The following is a 22,080-nucleotide window of genomic DNA, read 5'->3' on the forward strand; positions in this document are numbered from 1 at the left end:
CGGATTTCATGTTCGTGTTCCGCCAAATATTATTGACTGACTGATTAGTCAATGAAATAATTGATGACTATGGAAGCGATTGTGTCGAAGTATCCCAAGCCAGGGAGGACGTAACATGTCAGCAGGAAAGCAGGCGGGGCTGCGGGCGCAGCGGAAAGCGCAACGACCCAATGAGATACTTGATGCGGCCTTCGAGGAATTCGTCGAGCGGGGCTATGTGGCGACACGCGTCGAGGACATCGCCAGTCGCGTTGGCGTCACGAAGGGGACGATCTATTTCTATTTCGAAACGAAGGAGCGGCTGTTTGAGGAGATGATCCGCCATCTCTCCGTTTCGTTCGCCGATGTCAGCGCCTATGCAAAGACATTGAGCGGACCTTATACGGAGAGGATCAAGGCCTTCCTGCGCATGTCCTATGATCGCCTCGTATTGGACCGGAAGACGAGGGAGCTCCTACGCTTCGTGATTGCCGAGGGCTCCCGGTTTCCTCAGGTCGTGGATCGCCATCACGACGAATTCGTCGTCCCGCTCATGAACGCCGCGCAAAAGCTTTTTGAAGAGGGCGTCGCCGCCGGCGAGCTGAGAGCTGCGCCAGCGATCAAGATTCCGGATACGGTGATAGGGTCGGCCGTGATGTTATGCATATCGCAGATGATCTTCGCAGATCGCAAACCACAGGATGTCGACGCATTTTTCGAAGCGCATGTGGATATCATTCTCCACGGATTGATCGCTAAGGACTGAGTTGGCGGAGCTGCAAGAGGAGGTTGGCGCACCTAGCTAGCGATCTCGCGCGATATTGCCGATGTCAGGTTGCTGGAGCGGGCCGCGCGCCTCTCCAGTCACGATCTGAATAGAGTCCTCCTCGTGCCGTTTCAGAACCTAAGCGTCCCTTTCCATCGCGTGCTCGCAGCAGGCGCTGTCCTGATATGGGTGCATTCTCCTTAAGGCGAACCGGTATAGTTCGGATGGCTTGCCGATCCTACCCAAATTGCCGCGTCGGAGGCGGATTGAAATATATCGTATTACGACATATTTTAAGGGTCGGAGGATAAGTAATGACCGAAACGACCATAAAATTGAATGAGGATCTGGAACTGTTTGCCAAGCGCCTTTCCCGTGGGCGCAAGCTGAGGCACTCACTACAACATTCGCCAACGGCCGACGAGCTTGCTCAGCTCAGGCAAGCGCTGGACCTGCGGCTCCAATCAGGCTCCATGGACTTGAAGCTGTTGGCTTTGGAATGGCGATATGATGTGGCGCTTCTGCTCGACCATCTGCGCCATTGGATGTATGAAGTTGACAGCGATTTCAGTCATTGATGGTGAGAGGCTGGCTATTTGCCGCCACATCCTATCGGCCGTCCCTTAAGCTTCAATTGCCGGCTATAACGTGCGGGTTCGCCCGAATGAGCGCAGCAGAAGATTGACTGAGACGGCGACCTTGTCGATGTCGCGGATGTCCTGCGAATATTGACCGGTGTAGAGCTTCACGATCATTTTGTCGCGATCAGATTTGCTGAGATCGAAATGCAGGTGAAGATAATAGGCTTGTCTGTCGCCGCCACGGGCTATGCTTCTGCGCCGTTGTGTGACCTGTTTCAGTTCTGCTTTGAACGGTGCGAAGCCATCAAGCTTCAGCGAAACCAGGCTGGACTGAAAACGGGATTCGGTGGGCACTGCGACCACTGCCTTGTCCAGCGCCAAACTGACGACCTGGCCAGGGATATCGTCCACCTTGGCGGTCTCATCAAGTTTGAACGCATCAAACAACCGTCGGGGTTTTTCAAAGCAGATCAGAGACGCTATCCCCAAAACGATGACATTGATGCCGGCCCACAAGGCAGCTATCGGCGAAAACTGGCCTTGAATATGAGTTGTCTCCGGCACGATATTGATCAATAGGCCGACGACGGTGACCGCGATCAGGCTTGAGATCCAGGTGAAAGTATATTTGTCGAACTGGTTCGCCTCGTTGCCGCTGCCCTTCGGCGTCACCCTGAACGGTTTGCCGAACGGCCGAATAAGGCTGGACACAACGGTCGGCAGCATTCGGAACGTCGCAAATGTACCGACCGCGCTTGAAATGATCGGCAGGTAACGTGTCGGCGTTATCCAGAGCATGAGAAGGAAATAGGCCGTCAGCAGCGGCAGTTGATAGGAGACGTAATCGGAAATATCGGTGAAATAAAGCGGCAGCAGCCCGAACCACAGATAGACGATCGGGACGATCAATATCATGAAACGGACCAGATATTGCACCAGCCACGATGCCGGCAGGAACATGATGCGTTGAAACAGCGACAATCCCGGACCGCGCAGCGGGCCGTTGTGCAGAAACAACGTCTGAATACCGCCCTGACACCACCGCTCGCGCTGCACGAAATAGCCGGTGAGATTCTCGGCGGCTAATCCCATCGATAAGCGCTCGTTCAGATAGCGCGTCTTGTAGCCCATGTTGAGCATGGACAGCGTCGTCAGCAAATCCTCCGTGATGGATTCCGTTGGAAAGCCGCCAATAGCGTCGACAGCCTTGCGGCGGGCGATCGAACATGAGCCGCAACAAAAACTGACGTCCCACACGTCTCTGCTGGGAGCGATCTCGTCAAAAAACAAGCGCTGCTCATCCGGCCAGATTTTCTCCAGACCGAGGTTCGACTGCACCGGATCGGCATTGAAAAAATGTTGGGGCGTCTGGACGATGCCAATGCTTTCATCGGAAAAGAACGGCAGCGTCCGGCGCAGAAAATGTCGATAGGGCACGAAATCGGCGTCGAAGACGGCGATGAAGTCGCCCGAACTGACCTTCAGCCCATTGTTCATGTTGCCGGCTTTGGCGTGCGCATTATCGCCGCGTGTGACGTGAATTGCGTTCTTTTCCTCGCAGAAATCCTTGAGCCAATCGCGACGCTTGTCGTCGAGCACATATACCTTCAGCTTGTCGGCGGGGTAATCGAGCGACAACGCGCCGACGATGGTTCTTTCAAGCACGTCGAGCGGCTCGTTGTAGGTGGGAATGAAGATATCCACCGTCGGCAGTTCTCGCTCCTCGCGTGCAAAGAAGGTGCGCGCCAGTTTGTCAGCTTCCGCGCTTCGATCGACGTAGCGGCTCATCAGGACAAGGAAAAGCACAACCTCCGTAAAGGCCAGCATCTCGACGATGAAGACAAACCATACCCAATAAAAATTGACGCCGTCATAGGGGTAGGGAAGAACGGTTTCGGTCAGCCGCCAAAGCATATAGCGTAATGCGATCGCTCCGACGAAGGCGCAGGTAATTGCCCGTGTCCAGGTATGGTGACGCGACCAATTGAACGGCCCCAACAGAAAAAGGGCTAAAACGACGAAGGTCGGCGCCAGCGCTAGAAGATACTGAACCACAGGCTTTTAACCCAATTCGACAAGCCAACACCGTGTTTGGGAAAGCGTACCTGGACCGTTCGACCGACCTGGCAAAAATTCGCAAAATCGTCGTTCATGAAGGATGGCTCCAGGCGAACCCGAATGCGGGCATTGCGCTGGGACGAAGCCGGTAGACTGGCCGCAAAGGAATCGCTTTCGACCGCCGCTGAGCTGCCTTTTACCGACGCTACCGTGCCATTGAAGACGTCGCTGCGCCCGAACAGCCGCACCTGCGCAGAAAGCCCAGGATAAATCTCGTCATAGTCGACCTCGGGAACGAGAATATCGACAAACATTTCCCGGCAGTCGAGGAGACGCATCAGCTCGCTGTTGAGCACGACATTCGAGCCGTTGACGATCGTCCTGCTCCAAACCACACCGTCGAATGGCGCTGCCGCGGTCGCGGATTCAAGGGTATCGACGCGGCTCCGTTCTACGATCAATTGTTTTTCAACTTCGGCAGCTCGTGTCTCATTTTCCGCTATGCGTGAGTTCAAGTCACCGATCCGGACGATAACCTCGTCCTGGCGTTGCCGCGAATAAGGCACGTCATTCTGCCCGTCGCCGAACACAAAAATACCCTGGCGAAGCGCGGTGAGCCTTTGTTCCAACTGATCGACGGTCAGATTGCTGATTTCGACCTCACCGCCGGTCGCGGCTCCTGCGGCGCGGGCGGCGTCGACCATCCTCTGGGTGAGAATACCTTTCGACTCCAGGTCCATCCGGCGGCTCAGGTCGACCTGGGCGGCAAGATCCTGAGCTTGCGAAACTTGCACTTTCTTTTTCAGGATCTCCACTTCGCGTTCCAGATTGGAAATTGTGGCTTCCCTGAAGATGTCCAGGCGTTTGGATAGCTGTTCGCGAAGCGCGGTAAGCGCGTCCCGCTCGGTCTTCAGGGCCACTACGCGGTCGCGCGCCGTGTTGCGATCCGCTTCGAGCGAAGCAAGGATTGCACGATTGACGCGTGGGTTGCTGATTTCTGCGACCGCTTGGCCCTCTTTGACAGGCGTGCCTACCTTAGCGGGCTCTCCTGAAATCATACCGTCAATGGGCGAATTGACGATGGCGAAGCGGGCATTGACTGTACCGTCTCGGCTCGTGAAGCCGGTGATTGCCGGTAACGAGACGACGACAGCGATCGCCAGCAGCACGAGGCCGATAACAATTCGTGTAATGCGATGATTCAAAATCATGTTGCTAGACAAAGAACCCGCGTTGAAAACCCTTCGCGCCGAATGGCAGCGGTGATAGATACAACTAACTCTTGCGTAATTTAGCGTAATGAAAATTAGCTAGCAAGTGTGGGTCGCGAAATATGGATAACGGAAAAAGCGACGCCGCGGCACGGAATTAGCTGGACGTTAACGCGCGGTCTTCCGCAAAAGAATAACGTCTGCGAGAGAGCCGTACGAGTGACGGATCACCGGTCCAAGAAATGACTTTGCATGAGCAGGCTCTCATCGGGCAAGCAGCGACCGCTGTTGCCGTGAAGACCATTTGCCCGATAAAAATGCTCTTCCGCTTCACTGTGACGAGCATCCCGCGGAAGACATGCGTTTTGCGCCCTAGAACTCCTCCCAGGAGGTCGCGGCATTTGCCGCTGCTGCTCTCCCTCCAAAAGCGCCTGCCAGCTTCGCCGACAGTCTGCGTGCCGGCGACTCGACGGGCCTGTGCTGCTGATGTGCTTCTGCGACAGGGGCTACGGCCGGTTGATTGGCTGCGCCGATCCGGAAGCGGCCGAGAAGATTGAAGAGAGCTTCGGCTTCGTTCGCAAGGCTATGGCTGGCGGCGTTGGATTCCACGACCATGGACGTATTCTGTTGCGTGCCCTGATCTATGGTGTTGACTGCCTGGTTGATTTCCTTGAGGCCGATTGCCTGTTCTCGCGACGCTTCGACGATCGCCGCCACGTTGGCATTTATGGCCTCCACCTGCCGGCCGATCTGATCGAGCGCCTGACCGGTTTCCCCGACGAGGGCCACGCCATTCTTCACCTGCTCGCCGGAGGTGTTGATCAACGTCTTGATCTCCTTGGCAGCACCCGCCGAGCGTTGCGCAAGCTCGCGCACTTCCTGAGCGACGACGGCAAAGCCCTTGCCGGCTTCCCCGGCCCGCGCCGCCTCGACACCTGCATTCAGCGCCAGAAGGTTCGTTTGGAAAGCGATATCGTCGATGACGCCGATGATGTTTGAAATCTCGTTTGAAGATGCTTCGATCTCACCCATCGCCGCGATCGCGCGGCGGACGATCTCGCCTGATTTTTCTGCATTTTCGCGAGCTGTCACGACGAGCCGGCCGGCTTCATCCGCACGGCGGCTGGAATCCGTGACAGTGGTGGTGATCTGTTCGAGGGCTGCCGCGGTCTCCTCGACAGAAGCGGCTTGCTGTTCCGTCCGTTTGGACAGGTCGCCCGTCGCCGAGCTGACCCGGTTGGAATCGGTCGCAATTGCCTGCGCGTTCTGGCCGACCTCGCGCAGAGCATCCTCAAGCTGTTCTACCGCGGCGTTGAAGTCTCGGCGCACGACGTCGAGCTGCGGTGCGAAGGCGACATCTATCCGGTGTGTGAGGTTGCTGTTGGCAAGTTGGCCGAGACCGTCGGCGAGTGCATCGACCGCGAACTTGATATCTGCCGCCTCCCGCGCACGGATACGCTCCTGCTCCGCCCGTTCCCGTTCGGAAAGCGCGCGATTGACTTCCGCCTCCGTCTCGAGCCGCTGGTGCTCCTGAGCCTTGGTTTTGAACACGGCAACCGACTTCGCCATCGCGCCGATTTCATCGGAGCGTTCGGAATGCGGCACTTCTTTGGTGTAGTCGCCACCGGCAAGCACGCCCATATAGGCCCTCATGCTTTCCAGGGGCACGATCGCCCTGCGTCGCAAAAGGAGTGTTCCGCCAATCAGCAGTAGTATGGATCCGCCAGCAGCAGAGAGCGAGAATATCGTCCAGCGATGGATCTCTTCGCGCGCACCCGTCTCCTGACCCGAGAGAAAATCGTTCGAGCTGGTCACCAGTTCCTCGACGGCGTCCTGATGCAAGTGGAACGTGCCTTTGAGATGGACGAGCAGCTCCTTGACCTTTGCCGTATCCTTAGCCGCCAGTGCGGGGAGAACCTCGCCGTCCATTTCCTGCCAGAAGACATCGGATTTGGTCAGCACCGCATTGGCCAGTTGATCCTTCAAACCCTGCGGCAAGCTTGAGGTTTTCCAGTAAGCGCGACGCTCATTGTAGTCTTGTTGGAGCTTGGCGATTTTGGCCGCATTCGCGTCGGCAAGCTCCGGAAAATCACTGGCTTCCAAAGCCAACATATAGGATTCCACCACGAAAAGCGGCGGCGGCAGGATATCGGCAACGAGATCCTTTCCATTGACGACCTGCTCATAGATCGGCCCGTTCACTTTGAGCCGGTTCAAGGCGATTTGCTGCAACCCTACCGAGCCAACAAGCCCTATGGTCATCACGACACCGAAAGCAATAAGGCTCTTTGCAATACTGATGTTCATAAAAGTTGCCCTAATAAAAATGGGTTTCAACTAGAGCTATTTGCTTAAATTGTATTTAATAATGAATGAATTTTTCAGAAATATTCATAAAGCGGATATGTTTGGCGTCTTCTGCCGTGGTTTCGATGAAGCCTTGAACCATGGGTGACAGGCTCAACAGCTTGTTTTGTGCTTCTCGCCGGGTTCCCCGGTGCTTTTCCGATCCGAATGACGCACAAGTCCATGTTCACTTCGTTGTCGCAATCGCAGCGTCTTCCTGCGCCTGAAATACGGGTGACTCCTGGTCACCTACGAATGGCTGTTCCGCCCACGAGAGCCGCTTGTAAAACCATCTGAAGCTGTCATCCTTGTCTTGGTGCCCAATCATCATCCTTGGTAGCTCTTTCAAGCTAAATAAGGCCTTTGCATGCAACCTGACGCGCATCGGAGCGTTACACCGAAGCGTCAATATGAGGATACTTCTAGCCAGGGAAAGATTTTCTCGATGATGTTGGAAGACTTGTATCGTTTGCTAAGAAGCAGTCATGTCCAAGCACAAGGCGTCGTTGATACGATGACCCAGCCGGTGGTCGTCTTGGACCAGGGTTTTTGTGTAGCGACTGCCAACAACGCTTTTATCCGCACCTTTAAAGTCGAGCGCGACGACATTTTGGGGCGCAGTTTCTTTGACCTCGGTAACGGTCAATGGGACATTGAAGAGCTTCGGCAACTCATTGCTTTGGTCATTCCAAAAGCGTCTGCCGTCATCGGATTTGAAGTGACGCACGACTTCCCCGTGATCGGTCGGCGGACTTTCCTCGTCGATGCGCGTCGCCTCATTCACCCCGACGACAACAGCACCAACATCCTCGTGCTTTTCGACGACGTTACCGAGCGACAGCGCCATGAAGCGGAACAAAACTTCATCATCTCCGAAAGCCGGCACCGCATGAAAAACCTGTTCGCAGTCGTGCGTGCGATTGCGATGCAAACAGGTACCGAAGACCGGACCGCAAATGAATATCGCGATGCCTTCCTGGGGCGGGTGGAGGTCGCTCTACGCGCCCAGGAATTCGTTTCAAACAAAGGAACGGCTGATCTTGCGGCTTTGCTGAAAAACTCAGTCGGTGAAACCGGCATGGATCGGATTCATTTCGACGGCCCGACTGTCCAGTTGTCGAGTTCCAAGGTCCTTCCGGTAAGCATGATCATCCATGAACTGGCCACCAACGCAGTAAAATACGGTGCTTTGTCTGTTCCAGAAGGTGAAATCCATATGAAGTGGTCGCTTGAAACCGGCCCAAAGGACCGAACCTACCTGAAATATGAGTGGCGGGAGGAGAACGGGCCGGCCGTGAGAGCGCCAATGCGCAAAGGCTACGGCACGGAATTAATCGAGGGCAGCGCTGCCCATTTGGGCGGAGAGGCGGAACTTATCTATGGTGCTACTGGTTTGAGAGCAACGATCAAACTCCCGATGTGAGGATCTGATGAGCGGACCTGCGAAAGGAGACGATGAACGCAGGCGCCTCATCCTCATCGTTGAAGACGAGTTCTTCATAGCGATGGATCTCAGGGCAGCGTTGATCAAGGAAGGCTTCCGCGTGCTCGGACCAGTTGGTTCAGTCCAAGGTGCCGTCGATCTCCTGGAAGAAGAACGTCCCGATGCAGCGGTCCTGGATGTCAGTCTGGGCGATGGAAAGGTGACGCCTGTCGCAATTCTATTGAAGTCCCTGGGCGTGCCGTTCGTCCTGGCAAGCGCATGCGAAAGGTCCGAACTCGCCCGGGATGCAATCCTTGCCAGCGCCGTCAATGTTGGAAAACCAACCGAGATGAAACACCTGCTCGATGCGATCCAGGCTCTTGGGATATAGAACTGGAGCGGAATGTCGGCTGCGCCTGCTCAACCCAGCCAATAGCGCGGCCCTGGTCCCTTCCGTCCTGCCACATCGGCGGGGTTCGCCAGGTTGCACCGGTCGATCGACAGGCAGCCGCAGCCGATGCACTCCGTCAGTCCAGACCGCAGGCGCTGCAGCTCGCTTATGCGCTCATCGATGCGCTTTGCCCATGCGCCCGACAAGTGCGACCAATCCCGACGCGACGGCACTCTATCGGCCGGCAACTTGGCAAGCTCGGCGCCGATCTCCTCGAGCGTCAGCCCGATCCGTTGGGCGAAGGCGATGAAGGCGATCCGGCGCAATACGGACCGGTGATAGCGCCTGTGCCCAGAACCGGCGCGTTCGGATGCGATCAGCCCACGCTCCTCGTAGAAGCGCAGGGCCGATGAGGCAATGCCGCTGCGTCGTGACACGTCGGTGATGGTCAGCATCGGGTCCATGCGTAAAGAAAAGCACGATTCCCGCTTGACTTCAAGTTAACTTGAACTTGTAGCAGTTGTTCGTACTCATTGAAGGAGCACCGGCAATGCATACGAATTACGGTTTTCAGGGACTTCGCGTTGCGGTCACGGGGGGCACTTCCGGCCTTGGGCTGGCGCTTGTGCGGCAGCTTGCCGCGAAAGGCGCCCGTGTCGCTTTTGTCGCTCGCACCGCCGAGAAGGTCGAACGCGTTGCGGCCGAGACGGGCGCGCATGGCATTGTTGCCGACATAGGCAAGAAGGGCGAGATCTACCCCATCGCGATGCAGGTCACGGCCAATCTCGGCGGGCTCGAGGTCCTGATCAACAATGCGTCGTGCCTCGGTCCGGTCCCTCTGGCGCTTCTGGCCGATACCGAGTGCGAGGAGCTGGAAGCAGCACTTGCGGTCAACCTCGTCGGCGTGTTCCGGCTGACGAAAGCGCTGTTCGGTGCGCTTGCCGCGTCTGCACGCGAGGGCCGCGGCGCGCTGGTGATCAACATCTCCAGCGACGCGGCGGTCAACGCCTATTCCGGCTGGGGGGCGTATGGAGCCAGCAAGGCCGCACTTGCCCATCTTACGGCGATTTGGGATGAGGAGGCGAAAGCCGACGGTGTAAGGCTTCTGGCGGTTGATCCCGGCGATATGGGCACGCCGCTTCATGCACAGGCGGTTCCGGACGCTGATCCGTCGACCTTGAAGGCCCCAGACCTCGCTGCGGCGGAGATCATCGAGAAGATGCTCAACGCGTTGCCGGTCCGTGCTGGGCTCATGGCTGGAGGACAGGCATGATCGCCGCCGACCGTTCCGACCCATACTCCGCCAAGCTGCTCGTGGTCGAGGCGGGTGGTACGATGCGCCACCTGCCGCGCAGTAGGCTTGCGACGCAGTTCAATCCCGGCGATCTGGTTGTCGCCAATGACGCCGCGACCTTGCCTGCCAGTTTGCGCGGTATGCATGTCCCGAGCAGCAAAGCGGTCGAGATCCGCCTGGCGGGCTGGTTATCGCTTCCCGATCCCAGCCGCTTCGTAGCGATTGCCTTCGGCCCGGGCGATCATCGGACACGCACGGAAGACCGGCTGCCTCCGCCTGCGCTTTCAATAGGCGACGGCCTCCGGCTCGGTCCACTTGAAGCAATGGTCGAGCGCCTCCTCGACCATCCTCGACTTCTTGAACTGCGCTTCCTCGGTAATCACGCAGCGATATTTGCGGGACTGGCGCAGCACGGCCGGCCGATCCAATATGCGCACGTTCCCGAGCTCTTGGTACTGTGGGATGTCTGGACGAAGATTGCCGCCCGCCCGTTCGCATTCGAGGCGCCGTCGGCAGGCTTCGCGCTTGACTGGCGCATGCTTCAGGCTTGGCGTCGGCGCGGCATCGACTTCGCAGCACTCACGCATGCCGCAGGCATTTCCTCCACCGGCGATCCCGCGCTCGACGCGCGTCTCCCTTTCGACGAGCCATACCACATCCCCGAATGCACCGTCGCGCAGGTTGCGCAAGCAAAACTCCGCGGCGGCCGTATCATCGCGATCGGCACTAGCGTCGTGCGCGCGCTCGAGGCAGCCGCCAGTCCCGATGGCAGCGTTCGTGCCGGAAATGGCGTCGCAACCGGACGCATCGCGCAGAGCACGCCGCTCCGTGTAGTCGATGCGATTCTCACAGGCGTCCACCAGCCCGGTGAAAGCCATTTCGAGCTCCTGCGCGCCTTCGCCGACGATGCCCTGCTCACCAAGACTTCCGCAGCGCTTACCGCAGGCGGCTATCGCACGCATGAATTCGGCGATTCCGTGCTGTATAATTTGCCGGCCGGCGCCGCTGCCGGCGAACGGAGCCCGACTGAAGTGCTTGAGACGAAGCCAGAGAGATCACCATGATTCTCGAAAAGGCCCAAGCTCAAAGGCGTGCCCTTACTGGGTGATGATGTTCACCGCCAGAACCGCTTCGCGTCCAGCACGTCGTCAAGCGAAACCTGCGCATCGTCTATCAAAGCATCCTTGTCCGCATGCGAGAGAACGCTGTCAGAAGCTGGATGGTCCGCCAGACCATGCTTGCGCAGAACGTCAGGCCCGGTTGCAAGATCGTTCAGCGATCCAAGATGGTCCTGAAGCTCCTCCATTGCGCCGATGAAACGTCGATGGCGACGGGCGCCGCGCTTGTCGTCGAACAGCGATCCAAAGAACTCGGCCGCATAGCGCAGCTTCTTCGCGTCCTTGCGAGCCTGGTGGCGTTGCTGATCGTCGACTTTCGCGAGCGCCTGCCCGTGCTTCTTCAGCTTCTTGCGCATCCGATTGAGCGCCATTTCCGCAAATTCCGGCGCCGGCAGCTCCCGAACATCCTCAGTCTCCGGCAGCGAAAGATATTCGCCACATCGAAGCCACTCGTTAAAGTCCAGCATGAGCGCGCGGGCGCGACTGGAGTCCAATACCTCGACCACTTCGTCGTAAGCGGCTTCACGAGCGTCCTTCAGCCGATCCCGCAGGTCTGGGTCCGCCGCCTTTGCCAGCAGCACATCCAGATTGCGCCCCTCTCCAAGCACTCCGGCCAACCAGCGGAGCTCGTCCTTCAGCCGCTGCGGCTCATCACCCGGAAGCAATCGCTTGAAGAGCGAGAAGTCCGAGCGCAGGCGACGCAACGCCACGCGGGCCTGGTGCAGCGCTTCGGCATTTCTTTGCCGCAGCAGAACGTCCTCGTTCAAGCGAAAGTGCCGGAAGCACGAGGCGGCAATCGTTTGAAAAGCATCGGACGCACGCATGTCCTGATCGAGGTAGAGACGCTCCGCCTTGAATACGGATTTCTGTTGCTCGATCAGCGCGAAGCCCCTTTCTGCCTTGGAACGAACGCCAAAACGAATGGGAGCGATCGCTTCGATCTTGCGCGCGAATACGAACAAATCCTTCTGGTTGCCACCCTTCAGCTCTAGCTCGGCTTCCCGCACGGCGGAGTTCCGGTCACCGGAAATGACCGATCCCTGGTCGATCACCACCTCGATCTGGGAGCCATTTTCCTCCACAGTCCAAAGGCGCCTCTCGATTTCCACGTTGAATGCGGGCTGCAGGGCAAGTCCGTCACCTAATTCGGTCTTCAGCGGACTGGAATTGTCGACGACGGGCGTGTCCCCTTCGATGGGGGTCTCCCATTCCGATCGGGCAAAAATAGTCTGGCTCCGGCCCACCGCTTTCACAGTCTGGACATGGACATCGCCGGTCCGACGGATGCGAAGGGTGAATCCGTTCTGGAGAAGCTTGTGGTCGTCGGTGTCGAAATAGGTTGAAGTCTGTTTCAGTACCTTGTCGGGGTGGGCAAGGGGATTGAACCCCAGCAACCGCCTTGCGGCTTTGGTGGAAAGTTCAAGCTTCAGTTCGACTTCAGACGACATGCAAGACCCCCGGCGCATATTTGATACCCCATAAGAACCTATAACGCCTCAAGTGGTGATTGGTTCAGCCAAGTCACTGCTCCTTGTCATAGGGCACGCCATATCTCGTATTTGCCGAGCAGCGCTGTCGGCGCCCAGTAGAAGCCCAGCCAGCCCTTCTTTTGCTCATACGCCTTCGCCATCGAGGCGTCGAGGCCGGCGGCCGAGCCGGTATGTCATGTGCGCCGACGGCGCAGATGAAATTTCCTTCCTATTCGGCCCCCGCGCTCCATTCCCGGTAGGCCAAATGGAGCTTCGCTCCAATGGTGGTCAGAGGCTGTGGCGGCAGGGATGTCGGAGCGGCCAATTGACGGTAGACGCGACCAAGTTCGGACTCGTGCCCCAGGGCAAGCTCTGCGGCAGCGATACCGGCCGCCGTGGAATTCGAGGCTCCAAGGCCGTTGCAGCCGCATGCCGCGAAGACGTCACGTTCGATTTCCCCGAAGGCCGGAACATGATTGCGGGTGAGCGCCATCGCGCCGGCCCACCGGTACTGCATTCCGACACCGCCCAAGGCGGGGAAACGATGGGCAAACTTCCCATCGTGCAGCCGGCCGGCTCTGCGAATTGCGGCGTCGCTGACTGCGATGCCCGGATTGTAGCTGTAACGCGATCGCACCAGGATTCGATCACCGCCGGCGGTGGGAAGCCGTCGTACCGTTGTACCCATCGGCAGAGCCGGCGTGGCCGCCCATTTTCGCTCGCCGCCTAATCGTGACGGATCGAACTCCTCAGTAAGGGACGCATAGGTGAAGACATGCAGCAGTCGTCCCCGGAAGAAGCCGAAGCTTTCTGCGTGCCCATTGTTGGCCATGATGATCTTGGCCGCCTGCACCGATCCCTGCGGGGTTTTCACCAACCAGCCTGCGCCATAGCGTCCGAAGGAGAGGGCAGGCGTTTGCTCGAACAGCGAGACCGGTTCCTTCAGGCAGTCGGCGACCCCGCGTATGTATGCGGCGGGTTGGATGATGACCGTGCCAGGCGTAAAGAGACCGGAAGTGAAGGCTTTCGATCCGGTCACCGCCTCGATTTCGCTGGTTTTGAGAAGGCGATGAGCTTCGCCCATATTGGATAGCTGCCCGGAATAGGCTTTCAGGCGCTCGTCGCCGTCCGCGCTCATCGCCACGCTGTAGCGGCCGCAAGGATCGAAAATGTCCTTGCCCCAACCGTTTTCCGCCGCCATCTCCGTAGCCAGGGCGACCGCAGACCGCTGTATCAGAACGGATTGTCTGAACTTGGCCTCCGACTCGCCGCTGAAATCGTCGGAGGAAACCTCGTGGGGAAGATCGATGATGAACCCCGAGTTTGCCCCCGCCGGCCCTTCGCCGACGACACCAGCCTCAAGGACGGCCACACGGACGGTAGGGTCCAGTTGCGAAATGCGGCGGGCGGCGGAAAGCCCCGCGAAGCCGCCGCCGATGATTGCGACGTCGACAGTGATAGGGCCGTGCAAGGCTGGTCGTGGCGTCCGCGGCGGGAGCGTTGCGACCCAGCCCGAGACGCCTGCGCGTTTCGGGAGCCTGGATGCCACATAGACATTTCCCACGGTTTCGCCCACGTCAGATTGCTTCCCGCTCCATGAGCGCTTCGAGAGATTTACGGAGAAGCGGAACCTTCTCGGAGGCGAGCCCGCGGAAGGGCTTTCTCGGCACGCCTGCGCCATAACCGGTCAGTTCGGCTGCCGTGTAGACGGATTGCACGTAGTCACCTTCCCAGATCAGCCCCATAGCCGGCTCCAGGATCTTCCAGAGTTCGCGGACCTCGTCCCACTTGCGCTCCGCCGCCGCATTGACGAGCGCGACGCAGGTTCGCGGAGCGAAGTTCGCACCGCCCCAGATCAAACCGTCGCATCCCGCATAGAGTGCATAGGGAACGAGAGGGTCGGCGCCGTTCATCACGAACCGGCCGGTGCGGATGAGCGCCGCTTGCTTCGCCAGATCTCCGCCGCTGTCTTTCACGGCGCAGAATCCAGGAATTTCGTTCAGCTTCTCCAGAAGTTCAGGCGTGATCGCCACGCCGACGGCCTGGGGTACATTGTAGCCGATGACGGGAAGCCCCGCCTTCGCAACCTCGCTATAGAAATCAAGGATCCCCTGATCGTCGGTCGGCCCTTCGAAGAACGGTGGAAGAACCATGACGCCTTCGGCGCCGGCATCGCGCGCGCGGACCGTTCGCTCCACCACGTCCTCTATCAGGAGAGCGGATGTCTGAGCGATCACCTTTGCCCGACCGTCGACGATACGGGCGCCGCGCTTGATCAGTTCCTCGGATTCTTCCTTGGAAAGATAGACGTGCATTCCGGTGCCGGAGCTAAGCAGGAAGCTTCTGACGCCCGCTGCGAGATAGCGCTCGACATTGTGTTCGAGCCTGCCGTAGTCGATGCGTCCGGTATCGTCGAACGGCGTGGCGATGGCGAGGTTGAGGCCTGGAAACGGGAAGTCAGACATTCTTGTTGTGTCCCCCGATGTTTAGGTTGCTGAAAGATCGAGGCAAATGGCCTCGAACTGAGTGTACCGGCTCGGAGGTCGAGCAGAAAGCCGACGTCGCCCGTGCGCGCCGACTCTCGTGCTGCTTGCTGCCAGCGTGGCCCGAATGTCCATTAACGCTCAATGACGAGATCGCTTAGAGGCTTGGAACAACAGGGAAGGAACATTCCCGCGTCGATCTCGCGTTGGCGGATACCGCCGTTGTGCTTCATATCCACCGAGCCGGACACCAATTTCGATTTGCAGGTGCCGCAGACGCCGTTGGCGCAGGATGAGGGAATCCTGACACCGGCCTTCTTGGCGCAGCTCAGGATCGTCTGCTCGTCGGCCACCTCGATCTTGCGCGCCTGCTTCGAGAACTCGACCTGGTAAACCTTTGCAACCGGTGCTGCCGGAGCGGCGACCTTATCCTCGTCGATGACAGCGGCGTCGAAGCTCTCTTCGATATAGCTCGACGGGGGCACACCGAGATCCGCAGCGATTGCGCGGGCTGCGGCCATGAAGGGCGCGGGGCCGCAGCACATCACGGTCCGCTCGGCGAGATCAGGAACTGCAAGCTTCATGAATTCGGGGGAGATCCGGCCCGTCAGGCCGGACCAGGACGGTTCTCCAGCCACGACCTCGGGAAGGAAATGCAGCCTGACTGTCTTCATCCTTGCGGCGAGGTTCAAAAGCTCTTTGCGAAAGATGAAATCCCGTGGAGAGCGGGCGGCGTGCATGAAGACGATGTCGGCAGGGCGGCATGTATCGCCGAAGTCCCGGAGGATGGACATGACCGGCGTGATGCCCGATCCGCCGGAGAGCAGCAGGAACTTGCCAGCCGTGTTGGGTCGAACGAAGTGGCCCAGCGGCCCCTGCGCCTTGACGGCGGTTCCGACGGCCATGCTGTCGTGAAGCCAGTTCGAAACCCGCCCATTCGCAACTCGCTTCACCGTCACAGTAAAAGCATTTGTGCGCTGCGGCGAGGACGAGATGCTGTAACAGCGGCTCTCGGTGTCCGCACCGATGGCAAAGTCGAACAGAAAGTACTGTCCGGCCTGGAAGGCGAAATGCTTGCCCTGGGGAGAGGCAAACGTGAAACTCTTCACGTCATGCGTCTCCTGATGAACGTCTATACAGACGAGGGTGTCATCACGCTCGATATCCCAGAACTCCGCCCTCTGCGGAGCCAACGAAGTCTGCATCGCATTAGTATCCATTAGCGCGCATCCGGTCGATGTACCACGTTGCGAATTTGTCGAGGGTGGTCTCTGAGAAGCGCGAATAAGGGCCGGGAAGGTAGGCCGAATCGAGAGCGCCGGCATGTGCCCTGGCAACGAGCTCGGCGTCCTGATCGGTCGTCGCGATCCAGACGTCGGTCAACTTCTGCAGATCATAGTCCACGCCCTCGACGGCATCCTTGTGGACCAGCCACTTGGTACGAACCAGCGTCTTTCCAGCCGAAAGCGGAATGACGATCGAGACGACGGCGTGGTCGCCCATGAAGTGATTCCAGCTATTGTGACCCCAAAGATGGGTGTCGCCGAGGTCCTTCCGCGTGATGCTGCCGAGGAGCTTGGAGGACGCGGCCGTCGCATCGGGCGTCTGGGATTCGCCGGCGCCGGCGATGATGAGGCGCTGGGTCCTGAAGTTCGTGGCGCAATCCACGAGCTGCTCGACGGCGGCGGACGGAAAACCATCCGCTTCCCAGCTTTTGGTGCGCTCGGCATAGAGTGCTTCGTGCTCCCTTGCCTCTTCCAGATCTTCCGGGCTCAATGCCTCTGGATCGAAGCCGAAGTCGAGATCGACGAAGGATACACACAGCTCCGGATGGTTGGCGGAGCAGTGATAGCACTCGCGATTATTTTCAATCGTGAGCTTCCAGTTGCCATCCTCGATGACATCTGTTTGGTGAGCCACCTTGGCGTTGCGGATATCGTAGGGAGCCAGGCGCTCCGTCATAACCTGTTCGAGCAGATCGATGTCCTCGGGAGGATTGTCGGACAGGCAGGCGTAGATCAGGCCGCCGATCGACTTGAAGTTCACGGGGCGCAGGCTCTTGCAGCTCTTGTCGAAGTCTGAGCCCATGTGAGGCGCATATGTCAGTTCGCCATCAAGCTCATAAGTCCATTGATGATAGGGACAGACCAGCTTCGAAATAACCGTCGATCCCGCGTTCAGGATGCGGGAGCCGCGATGACGGCAGACATTGTGAACGACGCGGATCTGGTTGTCGTCATCCCGCAAAATGGCCAGGCTGCTGTTTCCGATGTCGACGACCATGGCATCGCCCGGCTCCGGCACATCGCAGTCGAGACCGATGCAGATCCAATGCTTCCTGAAAAAGACATCGAGGTCGGCCTGGAAAACATCGTCTCTGGTGTAGAGTCCGGCGGGAAGCGAATGACCCTCGGCTCGGCTGTCCAGCAGCGAGGAAATTGGCGAAGCGAATGTCTGTAGCATGATCTTACCTTATGCGTTGGATACACAATTCTTCGCCGAACTGATCGGTCCTTCAACGGCATAAATTTGCAGCCTTCACATAATCTGTAGTAATGTCACGTCGGGCGATGGGAACGTCGCCGTTAGAAGGGTTGGCGCATATGAATATTCGCAGAAAGCTCCCGCCGCTGGCGGCGCTTATGGCCTTTGAGGCCGCGGCACGGGTCAGGAGCTTTACGAAAGCGGCCGCGGAATTGGGCGTGACGCAGGCCGCGGTCAGCCGACAGATCCATCTGATGGAAGAAACTCTCGGATTTCCGCTTTTTCGGCGTCTGCACCGGAGCATCGAGCTGACCGACAAAGGGCAGGTACTCTCGACCGCGGCGACTTCAGCGTTCAATCTCATGGCCGACACCATCGGCGAACTGACGAGAGAAGACGACGAGGGAGCCTTGTCGATTTCGGCAACGGTGTCGATCTCGCATTTCTGGCTCATGCCGAAGATTGCGTCGTTCTCGCGCCTTTACCCCGATAGCCGGCTTCGGATCGTCTCCCAGAACGACGCTGCGGGGCTCGGGGGAAGCGATCTTGCCATAAGATACGGAAACGGGGTGTGGTCGGATGGCAGGGCCGAATATCTTTTCGACGACGAATTGTTTCCCGTCTGCAGTCCGGAATACGCCGCGAAACTGGGCGGCGCTCCGGCGCTGGAGGACATCGCACGGCAGCCGCTCATCAGCTACGACAGCCAGAATCCAAGCTGGATCGGCTGGGAAGAATGGCTTGCAGCCTTCTCGATCAAGCTGGCGAAGGCTCCTTCAGGACTGCGCACGAGTTTCTATACCGAGGCCGTTTACGCAGCGCTCAGCGGGCAGGGAATTGCTTTGGGGTGGAAGCGGCTCGTGCAAAATCTCCTGGATACCAAGTCTCTGATCCGCCTGACGGAGCAATCCATCGTCACAAGGGATGGATATTTTCTGATCGTGCCGCCAAGAAGTGCCAACAACGCAAGGGCCCTGCAATTTATCGAATGGCTTAAAGCGGAGGCTGCCGACTAGCAATTCCAGCAAAAGTGTGAAGCGGTTTTGCGTCCGAAATTGCGTGAAAGCAAAAGAATAGGCGCATTTCCATGGCTCCGTTTAAAGCGGAAATGCGCCAGGGGCAGAGCGCGCGCAATTGTGCATAATACCGCGCATTTCAGCCATCACAGTTCCAAGGCTGCCTTCCTGCCCTCGTAGAAAGCATAGGGAGCCTGGCGCGGGGCGGCACAGTCCCCGATCGAGATGACCCGGTGCTCCGACGAGCGTAGTTCGTCTGCAAGCACTGTCATGGACATGTTGGTCGTCGCGAGCACGAGACAGTCGCCCTCAATAAAGCGTCTGTCGCCGGTATTGTGATCGAGCAAGGTTGCGCCATTGCCGTGCCATTCGAGAATGCTGACCTCCAGCAGCCAATTGACTCCCAATTTGGCCAGGATGCGCCGAAGCGGAACGTCGGCGGTCGTGCGCTGCAGTTCTTTTCCGATCAAGGGATCAGGTGAGAGCATGGTAACCTGGTGACCTTCTTCGGCGAGCTTCCATGCCGTCCCACCGCCACGCCAGCCACCCCCTTCGTCGAACAGGAGCACACGTTTGCCTGGCCGGACCTGACGGGCCATCACCGCTTCGATCGAGAAGACATCGCCTTTTTCCAGACCTGGCAGAACATCCACTGCCGGCAGAGCCTTCTGAAACCCGGTTTCGGGCGCATACGAACCGGTGGCAAGAATGACGACATCGACGCCGAACTGCGGGATATCAGCGGAATCGACATAGCAGTTGAGCCGAACATCCACTTCAAGGCGATCCAATTGCCGTTCGTACCATCCGATGAGGTCAAGGATCTGCGCTCGTCGCGGCTGCATCCCGGCAAGGAGGAAATTGCCACCCAACCGACTTGTAGCTTCGGCAAGGACGACGCTGTGGCCGCGTTCGGCCGCTACCCTAGCAGCCTCAAGCCCGGCGGGGCCGCCGCCAATCACCAACACTTTCTTCGGATTGGCGGCTGGCGTGAAGCGATCGCCACCCCACTCGAACTCCCGGCCAGCCGACGGATTGATGAGACAGCTTATCCAATAGTCGCGCGAACGCCGGCCCCAGCACATCTGGTTGCAGGAAATACAGCCTCTGATGTCCTCCGCTCGACCTTCATTCGCTTTGGTCGCCAGATGTGGATCGGCTATCTGTCCCCGCACGATCGACACGAGATCGGCCGCACCTTCGCCCAGCACTGTCTCGGCGTTTTCCGGCGTTCGGATATGGCTTTCCGCGATCACCAGCGCTTTCTTGACGGCGCGCTTGATCGTCGCGGCAAGATCCACGCCGAGCTTTTCCGGATAGAGGAATGTCGGCATCAATTTGTGGAAATCGAGGTATCCACCGGATCCGCAGGTCACATAATCGACCAGACCAAGTTGGTCGTGAAGGCCAACGATTTCGGCAAGCTCGTCTCGTGTCAGTGCAACGCTATGGTCTGGCTCATCGCTGATGGCAAGACCGATGATGAAGTCGGGGCCGCACAGCGCACGGATGCGTGACATGATTTCTCGGGAAAATCTCGTGCGATTTTCAATCGACCCGCCCCATTCGTCCTCACGGCGGTTGGACCAAGGCGTCCAGAATTGATCCACGAGGCCAAGATAAGCGGCCCATACTTCAACGCCATCGAAGCCGGCTTCCTTGCAGCGGCGGGCCGCCTGAACAAAGCCGTCGATCGTTTCCCAAATCTCAGCTTCGCTCATGGCATGGGAGCCATCGCTGTCATGGTAGCTGGGCAGGCCCGAGGGCGACCAGTGCGGATGATAGGAATTGTCGGAGTCGCCATGCGCCCCGATGTGATAGAGTTGCTGAATGGCGACGGCGCCATTGTCTTTGATCGCGTCGGCGACCCGCTTGAAATGGGGAATGACGCTGTCGTCACAGGGCCGAAAGTTTCCGCGCGTGAGCACCGCCGCCGGGTGCACCGGCATGGGTTCGACGACGATCATTGCCGCTCCGCCGATGGCGCGCTCGGCATAATAGGCTATATGGCGTTCGCCGGGAAGGCCGCCTTCAGCCATGTTGGCGGTATGCGCTCCAAAGACGATCCTGTTGCGCAGACGGTGCCCCGCAAGCTCAATCGTCGAAAACAGATGAGGGAAAGGCTTTGACAACGGTCGCTCCCCGGGAATGAACGATGAAATGGCCAAACTGCGATGCCTTCGCGTGGCATCTCATGGCTTCAGTGCTTTCGTTTGACCCCATGGGAACCTCCCGAAATGCTCTCTCGAACGTGATGCACCGTCTTCCAGACGGCGAAGAACACTAGAGGGATGGCCGCCAAAACGGAGAGTTTCGCAACGTGAGGATCGAGGCCAAACTCGGCAACGCTTTCGGAGACCATCTTGAACAGAGCCACGAAATAGTAGGTTATCGCGATGACCGAGAAGCCTTCGACCGCCTGCTGGATGTGCGTCTGGATACGGGTTCGCTCATCAAGGGACGTGAGCAGTGACGCGTTTTGATCTTCGAGCTGCACCTGAACAGTGGTTCTCAGCAAATCTCCGGCCAAACTCACACGCTCGGCAAGTTCATCAAGGCGCCGCTCGGCCGCTTGAAAGGAGCGTACCGCCGGTTGGAATCGACGATCGATAAATGTTCCGATTCGCTGCCGCTGCTCGACACGCTCCTCACGCAACTCCTTCAGCCGGCTTGCAACGATCTCGGCATAGGCTCTCGTCGCACCGAACCGGTGTCTGGCGGTCGCCGAAAAATTCAGGAGATCCGAGGATAGCTTGGTGACTTCAGACAGAAGAGCTTTTTCGACCTTATCGGCGCTCTGCATATGTCGGATCAGGCGATCGAGACGCTGGTCGAACTCGGCAAGCTTTGTAACGGTTTCTCGGGCCATCGGCGTCGCGAGCAACGCCATCATCCTATATGTTTCGATCTCAAGGAGACGTCGCACCATCCGCCCGGCGCGGTAGGCATTGAGGTTCCTGTTGAAGAGCAGGATTTCGACGAAGCCGTTTCCGCCTATCCGGAAGGTGGAAAGAGCCTCCGCGTCACCGCCGCCAACCTGAGAAGCCACGAAATCCGCTTTCGGCCTTTCCAACCGCACATCGCCTTTTTCCTCTCGGACGGTGACGCGCACCGCAGCGATGATTTTTCCTTTGACGGTGTCACAGAACTCTTGAAAGGGCTCGGGCGGGCCTTCGCCTTGCGCCTTCACTATCGGGACGACGAATGTCAATGTGAGGAACTCGGTGTGCAACTCCCACTTCAGGCGCCCACCGCCGAACCGGCCGATGCCATGCTTGCCCTGTTGCGTCGTCGATACTTCCTCCAGCCGCATAAGATCATCCGAGACGGGAGGAGGGCCATCTTCACCGATGACGGCGACGTGCCAGACATCGACGTCGCCCTCGAAATATAGCGAAGGCCGCGCGTGGAGTTCGTTATGAAGTTCCTCGCGGAGGGGATGCTCCAGGAGCAGGCACATC

18 protein-coding genes and 1 pseudogene are annotated in these 22,080 nt (G+C 58.5%); 7 read left to right on the forward strand and 12 right to left on the reverse strand.

What is annotated here, in order from left to right; all coding sequences use genetic code 11:
- Nucleotides 1-115: 115 nt before the first annotated feature.
- Nucleotides 116-745 (forward strand): TetR/AcrR family transcriptional regulator, encoded by a 630-nt coding sequence (locus QA646_RS19160; RefSeq protein ID WP_283059837.1) that lies wholly within the window; start codon nucleotides 116-118, stop codon nucleotides 743-745.
- A gap of 314 nt (nucleotides 746-1,059) precedes the next feature.
- A complete protein-coding gene (locus QA646_RS19165) occupies nucleotides 1,060-1,323 on the forward strand; it encodes a hypothetical protein (protein WP_283059838.1) in 264 nt (87 codons plus the stop codon).
- A gap of 63 nt (nucleotides 1,324-1,386) precedes the next feature.
- Here the strand turns inward: QA646_RS19165 and QA646_RS19170 are convergent, their stop codons facing one another.
- The 3 genes from QA646_RS19170 to QA646_RS19180 all read right to left on the reverse strand — a co-directional run bounded on the left by QA646_RS19170 (nucleotide 1,387) and on the right by QA646_RS19180 (nucleotide 6,902).
- The gene (locus tag QA646_RS19170; protein ID WP_283059839.1) at nucleotides 1,387-3,381 is read right to left on the reverse strand and encodes a glycosyltransferase; all 1,995 of its coding nucleotides are present in this window, start codon (nucleotides 3,379-3,381) and stop codon (nucleotides 1,387-1,389) included.
- The gene (locus QA646_RS19175; RefSeq protein ID WP_283059840.1) at nucleotides 3,363-4,595 is read right to left on the reverse strand and encodes an HlyD family efflux transporter periplasmic adaptor subunit; all 1,233 of its coding nucleotides are present in this window, start codon (nucleotides 4,593-4,595) and stop codon (nucleotides 3,363-3,365) included. Before QA646_RS19175 ends, QA646_RS19170 begins: the two co-directional genes overlap by 19 nt.
- 372 nt (nucleotides 4,596-4,967) lie before the next feature.
- Nucleotides 4,968-6,902: a methyl-accepting chemotaxis protein gene (locus tag QA646_RS19180; protein WP_283059841.1), complete on the reverse strand. Its 1,935-nt coding sequence runs from the start codon at nucleotides 6,900-6,902 to the stop codon at nucleotides 4,968-4,970.
- A gap of 484 nt (nucleotides 6,903-7,386) precedes the next feature.
- Between QA646_RS19180 and QA646_RS19185 the strand changes: the two genes are divergently transcribed.
- On the forward strand, nucleotides 7,387-8,364 hold the full coding sequence (locus tag QA646_RS19185; RefSeq protein WP_283059842.1) for an HWE histidine kinase domain-containing protein: 978 nt from the start codon (nucleotides 7,387-7,389) through the stop codon (nucleotides 8,362-8,364).
- A 7-nt stretch (nucleotides 8,365-8,371) separates the two neighbouring features.
- Nucleotides 8,372-8,755: a response regulator gene (locus tag QA646_RS19190; RefSeq protein ID WP_283059843.1), complete on the forward strand. Its 384-nt coding sequence runs from the start codon at nucleotides 8,372-8,374 to the stop codon at nucleotides 8,753-8,755.
- Nucleotides 8,756-8,784: 29 nt separating this feature from the next.
- Here the strand turns inward: QA646_RS19190 and soxR are convergent, their stop codons facing one another.
- Nucleotides 8,785-9,219, reverse strand: a complete 435-nt coding sequence (gene soxR / locus QA646_RS19195; RefSeq protein ID WP_283059844.1) for a redox-sensitive transcriptional activator SoxR — start codon at nucleotides 9,217-9,219, stop codon at nucleotides 8,785-8,787.
- 86 nt (nucleotides 9,220-9,305) lie between these two features.
- Between soxR and QA646_RS19200 the strand changes: the two genes are divergently transcribed.
- Together QA646_RS19200 and QA646_RS19205 are read left to right on the forward strand one after the other, a co-directional pair.
- Nucleotides 9,306-10,028, forward strand: a complete 723-nt coding sequence (locus QA646_RS19200; protein WP_283059845.1) for an SDR family NAD(P)-dependent oxidoreductase — start codon at nucleotides 9,306-9,308, stop codon at nucleotides 10,026-10,028.
- Complete coding sequence (locus QA646_RS19205; protein ID WP_283059846.1) at nucleotides 10,025-11,113, forward strand: S-adenosylmethionine:tRNA ribosyltransferase-isomerase; 1,089 nt, start codon at nucleotides 10,025-10,027, stop codon at nucleotides 11,111-11,113. Before QA646_RS19200 ends, QA646_RS19205 begins: the two co-directional genes overlap by 4 nt.
- 50 nt (nucleotides 11,114-11,163) lie before the next feature.
- Here QA646_RS19205 and QA646_RS19210 read toward each other — a convergent pair whose 3' ends face one another.
- From QA646_RS19210 to QA646_RS19235, 6 genes and pseudogenes are all read right to left on the reverse strand, one after another.
- Nucleotides 11,164-12,615, reverse strand: coding sequence for a CHAD domain-containing protein (locus QA646_RS19210; protein WP_283059847.1), 1,452 nt, complete (start codon nucleotides 12,613-12,615; stop codon nucleotides 11,164-11,166).
- Nucleotides 12,616-12,716: 101 nt separating this feature from the next.
- Nucleotides 12,717-12,827, reverse strand: a pseudogene (locus QA646_RS19215) (glycine betaine ABC transporter substrate-binding protein); the annotation flags it as partial.
- A gap of 38 nt (nucleotides 12,828-12,865) precedes the next feature.
- Entirely contained in the window at nucleotides 12,866-14,212 is a 1,347-nt protein-coding gene (locus tag QA646_RS19220) for an FAD-binding oxidoreductase (protein WP_283059848.1), read from the reverse strand.
- A gap of 1 nt (nucleotide 14,213) precedes the next feature.
- Nucleotides 14,214-15,101 (reverse strand): dihydrodipicolinate synthase family protein, encoded by an 888-nt coding sequence (locus QA646_RS19225; protein WP_283059849.1) that lies wholly within the window; start codon nucleotides 15,099-15,101, stop codon nucleotides 14,214-14,216.
- Nucleotides 15,102-15,253: 152 nt separating this feature from the next.
- Nucleotides 15,254-16,339, reverse strand: coding sequence for a hybrid-cluster NAD(P)-dependent oxidoreductase (locus QA646_RS19230; protein ID WP_283059850.1), 1,086 nt, complete (start codon nucleotides 16,337-16,339; stop codon nucleotides 15,254-15,256).
- Entirely contained in the window at nucleotides 16,329-17,582 is a 1,254-nt protein-coding gene (locus QA646_RS19235) for an aromatic ring-hydroxylating dioxygenase subunit alpha (RefSeq protein WP_283059851.1), read from the reverse strand. Before QA646_RS19235 ends, QA646_RS19230 begins: the two co-directional genes overlap by 11 nt.
- A 140-nt stretch (nucleotides 17,583-17,722) precedes the next feature.
- Here QA646_RS19235 and QA646_RS19240 point away from each other — a divergent pair, with 140 nt between their 5' ends.
- Complete coding sequence (locus tag QA646_RS19240) at nucleotides 17,723-18,619, forward strand: LysR substrate-binding domain-containing protein (RefSeq protein ID WP_283059852.1); 897 nt, start codon at nucleotides 17,723-17,725, stop codon at nucleotides 18,617-18,619.
- Between the two features lie 146 nt (nucleotides 18,620-18,765).
- Here the strand turns inward: QA646_RS19240 and QA646_RS19245 are convergent, their stop codons facing one another.
- A complete protein-coding gene (locus QA646_RS19245) occupies nucleotides 18,766-20,751 on the reverse strand; it encodes an FAD-dependent oxidoreductase (protein WP_283059853.1) in 1,986 nt (661 codons plus the stop codon).
- A gap of 68 nt (nucleotides 20,752-20,819) precedes the next feature.
- The gene (locus QA646_RS19250; protein WP_283060571.1) at nucleotides 20,820-22,079 is read right to left on the reverse strand and encodes a DUF3422 domain-containing protein; all 1,260 of its coding nucleotides are present in this window, start codon (nucleotides 22,077-22,079) and stop codon (nucleotides 20,820-20,822) included.
- Nucleotide 22,080: the final 1 nt, after the last annotated feature.

This window comes from Rhizobium sp. CB3090 (genome assembly GCF_029714285.1).
Classification (GTDB): Bacteria; Pseudomonadota; Alphaproteobacteria; order Rhizobiales; family Rhizobiaceae; genus Rhizobium.

Coding starts and splice junctions, on each gene's coding strand:
- QA646_RS19205 (WP_283059846.1), top strand. CDS start 10,025: ATGATCGCCGCCGACCGTTCCGACCCATACTCCGCCAAGCTGCTCGTG.
- QA646_RS19190 (WP_283059843.1), top strand. CDS start 8,372: ATGAGCGGACCTGCGAAAGGAGACGATGAACGCAGGCGCCTCATCCTC.
- QA646_RS19185 (WP_283059842.1), top strand. CDS start 7,387: ATGATGTTGGAAGACTTGTATCGTTTGCTAAGAAGCAGTCATGTCCAA.
- QA646_RS19235 (WP_283059851.1), bottom strand. CDS start 17,582: ATGCTACAGACATTCGCTTCGCCAATTTCCTCGCTGCTGGACAGCCGA.
- QA646_RS19225 (WP_283059849.1), bottom strand. CDS start 15,101: ATGTCTGACTTCCCGTTTCCAGGCCTCAACCTCGCCATCGCCACGCCG.
- soxR (WP_283059844.1), bottom strand. CDS start 9,219: ATGGACCCGATGCTGACCATCACCGACGTGTCACGACGCAGCGGCATT.
- QA646_RS19210 (WP_283059847.1), bottom strand. CDS start 12,615: ATGTCGTCTGAAGTCGAACTGAAGCTTGAACTTTCCACCAAAGCCGCA.
- QA646_RS19230 (WP_283059850.1), bottom strand. CDS start 16,339: ATGGATACTAATGCGATGCAGACTTCGTTGGCTCCGCAGAGGGCGGAG.
- QA646_RS19175 (WP_283059840.1), bottom strand. CDS start 4,595: ATGATTTTGAATCATCGCATTACACGAATTGTTATCGGCCTCGTGCTG.
- QA646_RS19160 (WP_283059837.1), top strand. CDS start 116: ATGTCAGCAGGAAAGCAGGCGGGGCTGCGGGCGCAGCGGAAAGCGCAA.
- QA646_RS19165 (WP_283059838.1), top strand. CDS start 1,060: ATGACCGAAACGACCATAAAATTGAATGAGGATCTGGAACTGTTTGCC.
- QA646_RS19180 (WP_283059841.1), bottom strand. CDS start 6,902: ATGAACATCAGTATTGCAAAGAGCCTTATTGCTTTCGGTGTCGTGATG.
- QA646_RS19200 (WP_283059845.1), top strand. CDS start 9,306: ATGCATACGAATTACGGTTTTCAGGGACTTCGCGTTGCGGTCACGGGG.
- QA646_RS19250 (WP_283060571.1), bottom strand. CDS start 22,079: ATGTGCCTGCTCCTGGAGCATCCCCTCCGCGAGGAACTTCATAACGAA.
- QA646_RS19240 (WP_283059852.1), top strand. CDS start 17,723: ATGAATATTCGCAGAAAGCTCCCGCCGCTGGCGGCGCTTATGGCCTTT.